The sequence below is a fragment of the Micromonospora sp. AMSO12t genome (genome assembly GCF_008806585.1).
GTDB lineage: Bacteria > Actinomycetota > Actinomycetes > Mycobacteriales > Micromonosporaceae > Micromonospora > Micromonospora reichwaldensis.
Genome location: NZ_WAAS01000281.1, coordinates 1 through 7,827, shown reverse-complemented (window position 1 = coordinate 7,827; position 7,827 = coordinate 1). Strand labels below are relative to the sequence as shown.

The window sequence follows — 7,827 nt, the reverse complement described above, 5'->3', positions numbered from 1 at the left end:
GGGAGCGGTCCCGAGCGCCGGGGCTCAGCCGCCCTCACGGCGGCGTTGGTTCGGGGCCAGCCGCTCGGCCGGCATCGTCGCGTCGGAGGACTCGCGGTCGGGCTCGGTGCTGCGCCGCCCGCCCGGCGCCGCCGGGATCGCCGACTCCGTGACCGACCCGGGCGACGCCTCGGCGAGGTCCCACTCGATGAGGTCGACCTCCCGGACGGCGCCCCCGTCGACCGGCACCCGGAAGGTGCGCAGCTGGCTGGGACCGAAGTCGGCCTCGATGGCCCGCCCGAGCACCGGCAGGTCGATGCGGACCCGGCCCGGCCGGCCGGTGGTCTCCACCGCCCGGACGACCAGGTCCGGGGCGGATCCGCCGTCCTCGTAGCCCTTCACGGCGGTCACCATCACCTGGTCACCGCCGTCGGACAGGTAGCTCTGCTGGGCGGGCAGCGGACCCCGGTGGAAGCTCTCCAACATGGCCCGGACCGGCGCGCCCAGCTCGGCCGCCCGCCGGAACAGGCCGGCCTGCCGCCAGTCGCCCCCGTGCGGCACGAGCAGATAGCGGAAGGACTGGATCCCCTGGTCCTGGTACGAGTAGAAGCCGTCCGGATCGAGCTGGCGCGGATCGTGCCAGGAGTAGACGGGGCTGCGGACGGCCGTGATGCCGATGCTCGGGGTGTCCCCGTCGGGATCGCCGGGCGAGACGTCGTACCCGTGCTTGGCGTTGTTGACCACCGCGAGCCCGGCGGGCCGGCCGTCCACCGTGCCGCTGACGTCCACCCACGACTGGGCGGGGTTCTCCCCGCCGTCGACCGGCTGCCCGATGGACCCGAACGGGATCTCGTAGGTGGCGACCGGGTCGCTCACGGCCGTCGGGAAGCAGAGCTTGAGCAGGTGGGCCTGCTCCCGCCAGTCGAGGGTCACCCGGACCTCGACGTGGTCGTCGCGGTGCCCGAGGATGAACTCCTCCACCATCGTGGAACGGTTCCATGCCCGCTCCACCCGCAGCCGGGCGCGCAGCGGCCCCGCCTCGCGCAGGGTGACGCGGCTGGTCCGCATGGGAGCCCCGGGCCACCGGTACGAGACGACCCGGTGGCCCCAGGTGTCCGTCGGGTCCTGGCAGATCTGGGTGTGCTCGCCCCGGGCGCCGGCCACCAGGTCCACCCCGGTCCGCTTGTCGAGCAGCCCGCGCAGCCATCCCGTCTCCGGGTCGATCTCCACCCGGAGCAGGTCGTTCTCCAGGACCGTGTCGGTGGCCCGCAGGTTGCCCGCCTGCCGCTCACCGGCCTGCGTGTCCGCCGGCGCGGCACCGGACCGCAGCCGGTAGAGCCGGTAGCCCAGCGGCGGCAGTACCGCCTCGAACACCGTCGCCCCGCGTCCCTTGTCGTCGGTGGTGGCCACCGACTGGGTCCGCTGGGCGAGCGTCAGGCGGTCGTCGGCGTCCACCACGTGCACCCCGGTGGGCTGGGTGCCGTACTGGAGTTCCACCTGCGCCGTCACCGGCCACGGGTGGGGATTGAAGACCAGGACGGGCTGGGTGCCCTCGGCCAGCGGGATGTCGACGTGCCGGGCGATCACGTTGTGCGTACGCGTGATGATCCGCTTGGCGACCGCCACCGCCTCGCCGAGCTGGTCGCGGGCGTCGTCGTACGCGCTCTCGATCGCGGAGCCGGGCAGGACGTCGTGGAACTGGTTGAACAGGATCTGCCGCCAGGCCCGGCCGAGGTCGTCGGTGGGGTAGTCCAGCCCGAACAGCGTCGAGCCGAGCACCGCCCACCGCTCCGCGGACAGGATCGCGGCCTGCGCGCGGCGCTGCCAGAGCTTGATCCCGGAATGCGCCGAGTAGCAGCCCGGGGCGTGCATCTGCAGGTCGTCCCGCCAGACCGGCAGCTTCGCCAGCCCCTCCTCGCCCTGGTTCTTGGCGAACTCGTCGAAGTAGCGGGCCGGCGAGGAGATGACCATCCGGCCGAACGAGCCCATCCGGTCGTAGCGGTGGATGGACTCGATGTTGGCCCGGGTGGGCCCGCCGCCGTGGTTCCCGACGCCGAAGTAGATCATCATGTCGCCCAGGCCGTGGTCGAGCACGCCGAGCGACTTGTCGGTCTGCCCCGCCACGTCACCCGGCGGGCTGCAGTACTCGAACGGGATCCGGTAGGCGAGCACGCGGGAACCGTCGGGCGACTCCCACCAGAAGGCGGTGCCGGTCAGGTGGGACTCGTGCGGGCCGGGCCGCAGGAAGCAGTACGCGTGCATGCCCTGGCCGCGCAGGATCTGCGGCAGCATGCCGTGGTGCCCGAACGGGTCGACGTTCATGCCGACCGTGGCGGTGACCCCGAACTTCTCCTTGAGATAGCGCTGGCCGTACAGCCCCTGCCGGACGAACGACTCGCCCGAGGGCATGTTGCAGTCCGGCTCCACCCACCAGCCGCCGACCATCTGCCAGCGGCCCTCGGCGACCCGTTCCCGGATCCGGGCGAACAGTTCGGGGTCGGACTCCTCCACCCAGCTCAGCAGCACCACCTGGTTGCAGGTGAACACGAAGTCCGGATACTCCTCCATCCGGTGGATCGCCGACCAGAAGGTGGCCCGGGTCTCCTGGTAGCCCTCCTGCCACGGCCACAGCCAGACCGGATCGAGGTGGGCGTTGCCGATCATGTGCAGGGTGCGTTGCGGCGTCGCCGCCGGGCGGCGCGCGGGGTGCAGGCCGGGCGGCTGGTCGCCGGAGGGGGCGTTGGCGACCGGCGCCGTCGGGCGTCCGGTGGTGGCCTCCGCCGCCGTCCGCTGCCGGGGCGGCTCCGCCGTCGGGCCCGACGGCGGTTCCATCGGCGTGGTGCCGGTGCCGTCGCGGTGGTCGGGCTCGGTCACGCCGTGGGCTCCTCGCCGGCGGCCCACGCGTCGACCATCTCGCTGATCACGTGCAGCATCAGGGTGTGCATCTCCTGGATCCGCTGGGTGCTCTTGCTGGGCACGAGCAGGGCGTGGTCGGCGTGGATGCGGGCCGGACCGCCGTCGCCGCCGGCGAACAGCACCGTCGTCGCGCCGCCGGCCTGCCCGGCGGCGAGGGCCGCCACGACGTTGGGGGACCGCCCCGAGGTGGTGAAGGCGATGACCACGTCGTCCGGGCGGGCGAGCGCGCGCACCTGGCGGGAGAAGACGTCCTCGTACGAGTAGTCGTTGGCGATACAGGTCATCACGCTGGCGTCGGTGCTCAGGGTCACCGCGGGCAGTGGCCTGCGGTCGCGCTTGTAGTGGCCGATGAGCTCGCCGGCGAGGTGCTGCGCGTCCGCGGCGCTGCCACCGTTGCCGAGGGTGTAGACGACGCCGCCGCGGGCGAGCCGGTCGCAGACGAGCTCGCCCACCGTCCGGATGTCGTCGGCCAGCGTGGTGGTCGCCTCGGCGACGGCCACGTGGTCGTCCAGTTGGGTCTTCAACCAGTCAGACATGTGCTCGCTCCACTCGCAGGTTCCGGGTCAGCCCGCCGGCCGGATCGGCCTCGGCGAGCAGGTCGTGGCCGATGGCTCCGGCGCCCACCACGCAGACCAGGTCGCCGAGTTCGGCCGGGACGACGCGGGCGGCGCGGGCGGCCGGCGCCATGGCCTCCCGCGCCACGAGGGCGCGGACCGGGTCGATCAGCATGGCTCCGGCCCGGGTGACGCCGCCGCCCAGCACCACCATGTCGGGTTCGAACGCGTTCACGAGGTCGGTGACCGCCGCACCGAGCAGGTCGACGGTCTCGGTCCACACCCGCACGGCGAGCGGGTCGCCGGCGGCGGCCGCCGCCGAGACGTCCGCGGCGGTCAGCCTGGGCAGCGCCGACATCGACGAGGCCGCGCCACCGGCCAGGGCCTCGCGGGCGCGCTGGGCGATCGACGTGCCGGAGGCGTACGCCTCGACGCAGCCTCGCCGTCCGCAGCCGCATCGCCGGCCGCCCCGGTGCACGGTCAGGTGCCCGAACTCCCCGCCGTTGCCGGCGGCGCCGCGGTGCGGGGTGCCGTTGATGACGGCGCCGCCGCCGACTCCGGTCGAGACGGTCAGGTAGAGCATGGTGGTGGTGCCCCGGCCGGCGCCGAACCGGTATTCGGCGATGGCGCCGACGGTTGCGTCGTTCTGCAGCGCGAACGGCACCCCGAACGCGTCCGCCGCGAGCGGCCCGATGGGCACGTCCGTCCAGCCGGGCAGGTGCGGTGGCGACAGCAGCCTGCCGGACGGCGCGTCCAACGGTCCGCCGCAGGCGATGCCCACCGCCCGGACGGGGCCGACGCCGGCGAGTTCGACGGCGCGGCGGCCCATCTCGAAGAGCCGCCGTGTCACGACGCGCCAGCCGTCCTCCCGGCGGGTGGGCTCCACCACCAGGCCGTGGCTGGAGCCGTCGGCCGTCACCACGCCCACGGCCAGCTTCGTGCCGCCGATGTCGAGGGCCAGAACCGGGCCCGGGCTGCCGGCGGGCGGCAGGGCGAACGGGTCAGGGTCGGTCATGGGAGTCCTCTCGGTCGGCCCCGGGGGGTGGTGCAGCGGGATGCCTGCGGGGTCTCCCGGGGCGGCCGTCGGAAGGCCGGCGGTCTATGGGATCGATCCCAGACAGAGCCTAGGAGTGAGCCCGGACATCGTCAAGCAAGGGCAGCCGGGTGATGCTACGGCGCGTGGGCGGGATGCGGCGGCACGTGTTCGTCAGCAGTGCCGGGTGACGGAGCCGGCGCGTGCGCGCCGGTGCGGTCGGGCCGGCGCGTCGCCGCCCCGGTCAGCGCGTCCGGGGCGGGGCCGTCGAGCCGCGGGAGGTGACCGTGGCCGAGAGCAGCACGGTCCGCACCGGCGCGTGCGGCGACTGGATGCGCTCGAAGAGCTGGGAGATGGCCGCCTCGCCGAGGGCCACCGGATCCTGCGCCACGGCGGTCACTCCGGGCTGGACCAGGCTCATCCACGAGACGTCGTCGAACGACACCAGGCTGAGCTGATCGGGGATGGTGAGGTTGAGTTCGGTCGCGGCCCGCCACACGGCCTCGGCCAGGACGTTGTTGGCGGCGAACACGGCGGTCGGCGGCTCCGGCCGGCTGAGCAGCTTGTGTGCCTCGATCCGGGCGGCGTCGACGTCCCAGCCGGCGCTGACCACCAGCGAGTCGTCGAAGGGCACGCCGGCCGCCGCGAACGCCGCCCGGTAGCCGGCGAGCCGGTCCCGGCCGGTGGTCCAGTGCATCTCGTCGATCACCATCGCGATGCGCCGGTGGCCGAGGTCCAGCAGCTGCGAGGTGACCTGCCGGGCGGCACTGCTGTTGTCGACCATCACGGCGTCGCAGGCGCCCAGCGAGAACTGGCGGTCCACCTCCACCACCGGGATCCGCTGCCGCGCCAGGTAGGTGCTGATCTCCGCCGACACAGGAGTGACGATGACCCCGGCCACCCGCAGGGCCACGAACGCCTCGGCCGCCTCCGCCTCGACCTCCGGGGAACCGCCGTCGTCGGCCAGCATCATCGTGTACTGCCGCTTGCGGGCCTGCTGGCTGATGCCGGCCGCGAGCCCGGCGTAGAACGGGTTGTTCAGGTCCGACACCAGCACGCCGATCGACTGGCTGGCCTGCTGCCGCAGGTGCCGGGCGGTCGCGTCGGGCACGTAGCCGAGGCTGCGGGCGACCTCCCGGACCCGGTCGCGCACCGCCGGTGCGACGTACCCGCGACCGGTCAACGCCCGGGAGGCGGTCGACCGGGACACCCCTGCCGTCTCGGCGACCTCCCTGATGGTAGGCCGACGTGCCGGAGGGAACCCGTCGGGCACCGTCAGCCCACTCTTCATTCGGCCACCCGTCCCGCTTCCGTCACGTCGACCCAGCTTCTGTCACGTCCACCAGTGCCTCCGCGTGCTGACCCAGGTGGAGATCGCCGATGCTCACATCGACGGCCATCCGGGCCCGTCGTCGCGCCGGCCCTGTCAGCGTCACCTCGACCTCTATCTCCCCCCGCCCGAGCGGGGGCAACGAGATCGCCGCGACGTCCGGCACAGCGACCCAGCCTACCGGCAGCACAAGACATACCACGGCTTTCTCGACGGAGGGTCGTGGGTTGCTCACGCTGACGACGAAGCGGGCGACCGTGCCAGTCTGCGCCCGCGAGTAGTACGGCGCAATTCGGGCGAGTACGCCGTCCGCGACGACCTCGCCCTCGTCCAGCGGCAGCAGGTCCTGGTGGACCCGGACGAGTTCGTCGCCCGCCTCGGTCAACAGCTCCAGGTAGTCGTCGGTGACCCAGCGCGGCGCCCAGTGCCCCGAGACCATCAGCCCCGGGCCGACCCGGCGGTACAGCTCGGCGCTCGCCCGGTAGTCGCCGATGCGGAAGCGGTTGCGGTACTGGTAGTTCAGGACCTCGCGGGGGCCGCCCCGCACTCCCGAGCCGACCTGTTGGTCGCTGGTGACCAGCACGGTCACCCCGTCCACCACGAACTCGTACGCCGCCGCGTAGAGGGTGTGGCCGGGCAGTTCGTGGACCATGATCTCGTACTCGTGCCAGGTGAAGATCTCGCCCAGGGGGAGCCGCCGGTCCACCGGGATCGGGTCGTACCAGGTGCACGGCAGGTCCTCGACCATGGGCGCCTCGAGGATCCCGGCCACGTTCTCCGGCGCCCAGATCTCGGTGCCCGCCACGTCCCGCAGCAGATTCATGCCGGCGACGTGGTCGTCGTGGTAGTGGGTCGGCAGGGCCACCTCGATCGACGTGACGCCGTGGTTGCGCCGCAGCGCCGGCAGGGAGGCCAGCCAGGGGCGGCGCGACGCCCGGTCGGTGCCCGAGGGCAGGCCGGTGGTCATGTCGTAGCCGTAGTCGATCACGAGCGCCGCGCCCGTCTCCGACAGCAGGACGTAGCTGCACGAGTTGCTGGTCCGGTTCAGCAGCAGGTGCTCGGTGAGCGCGGTGAACGGGTTGTCCAGCCGGTCCCGCAGGTCCCAGGGGTACGGGCGGCGCGAGTCGACGTACTGGCCCATCCGGGTGGCGAGCAGGCCCAGGGCCGCCCGCGGCTCGTCCATCGGCTCGCCGTGCGAGGGCAGCAGCAGGTCGAGGTCGCGCTCCATGAGCTGGTAGCAGCTCAGCACGGTCATCGCCGGACCCTCGTTGTCGGTGTACGACCACTGCGTGGCGGCCAGCGACCAGACCTTCCCGGGGGCGTAGAGCAGGTCGCCGGTGAACGCGAGGCGACGGCCGTCGCGCTCGACGAGGTAGGTCACCGACCCGGTGGTGTGGCCGGGCGTGGGCACCACCTCGACGGTGGTTCCCGCGTACGTGCGGCGCCGGTACTCGGGCACCACGTCGTGCACCGGTACCGACTCCAGTAGCGAGAACCTGTCCTGCCGCAGGTTGTAGTCGTTGTGGAGGGTGCGCGCCTGCCACATCCCCTCCACGTCGGCGAACAGGTCCCGCTCGACCGGCGGCACGTGGATCCGGATGCCCGCGGCCACCGCCAGGGGCAGGCCCTGCCCCTGGTCGCGGTGATGGTGGGTCATCAGGACGTCGGTGATCCGGTCGATCCCCATCTCGGCCAGGTGATCGAGCGCGAGACCGGAGCCGAAGTCGATGGCGAAGGCGGTGCGCGCGGCCGAGGTGCCGTCCCGGCCGGTCACGCCGTCCGGTCCCTCGGACCCTTCCGGCGAGCGCACCACATAGACGTTGCAGGTGTCCCTTACCCGGAAGATGCCGGGCGCAATCTCCGATACGCGCGAGGCGGTCATGTGCGGCATGGTATCGATCCCATAGGCCCTGGGGAAGATTCAGTATTCGCACCAGGACAAGCGTTGGCTCATAAGGGAAGGACCTGCTGATAACGTTCCCAGAATGTCGGCTCTCATCCCCTCCCCGGCTGGT

5 protein-coding genes are annotated in these 7,827 nt (G+C 72.7%); all 5 read right to left on the bottom strand.

Annotated features, from left to right (window positions below):
* Positions 1–24 precede the first annotated feature (24 nt).
* Positions 25–2,853, bottom strand: coding sequence for an alpha-mannosidase (locus F6X68_RS27765; RefSeq protein ID WP_225852462.1), 2,829 nt, complete (start codon positions 2,851–2,853; stop codon positions 25–27).
* Positions 2,850–3,431, bottom strand: coding sequence for an SIS domain-containing protein (locus F6X68_RS27760; protein ID WP_121398030.1), 582 nt, complete (start codon positions 3,429–3,431; stop codon positions 2,850–2,852). The genes F6X68_RS27765 and F6X68_RS27760 overlap by 4 nt, the downstream gene beginning before the upstream one ends.
* Entirely contained in the window at positions 3,424–4,464 is a 1,041-nt protein-coding gene (locus tag F6X68_RS27755) for an ROK family protein (RefSeq protein WP_151457032.1), read from the bottom strand. Before F6X68_RS27755 ends, F6X68_RS27760 begins: the two co-directional genes overlap by 8 nt.
* 262 nt (positions 4,465–4,726) lie before the next feature.
* Complete coding sequence (locus tag F6X68_RS27750) at positions 4,727–5,773, bottom strand: LacI family DNA-binding transcriptional regulator (RefSeq protein ID WP_151457031.1); 1,047 nt, start codon at positions 5,771–5,773, stop codon at positions 4,727–4,729.
* Positions 5,774–5,795: 22 nt separating this feature from the next.
* Positions 5,796–7,694, bottom strand: coding sequence for an MBL fold metallo-hydrolase (locus tag F6X68_RS27745; protein ID WP_151457030.1), 1,899 nt, complete (start codon positions 7,692–7,694; stop codon positions 5,796–5,798).
* Positions 7,695–7,827: the final 133 nt, after the last annotated feature.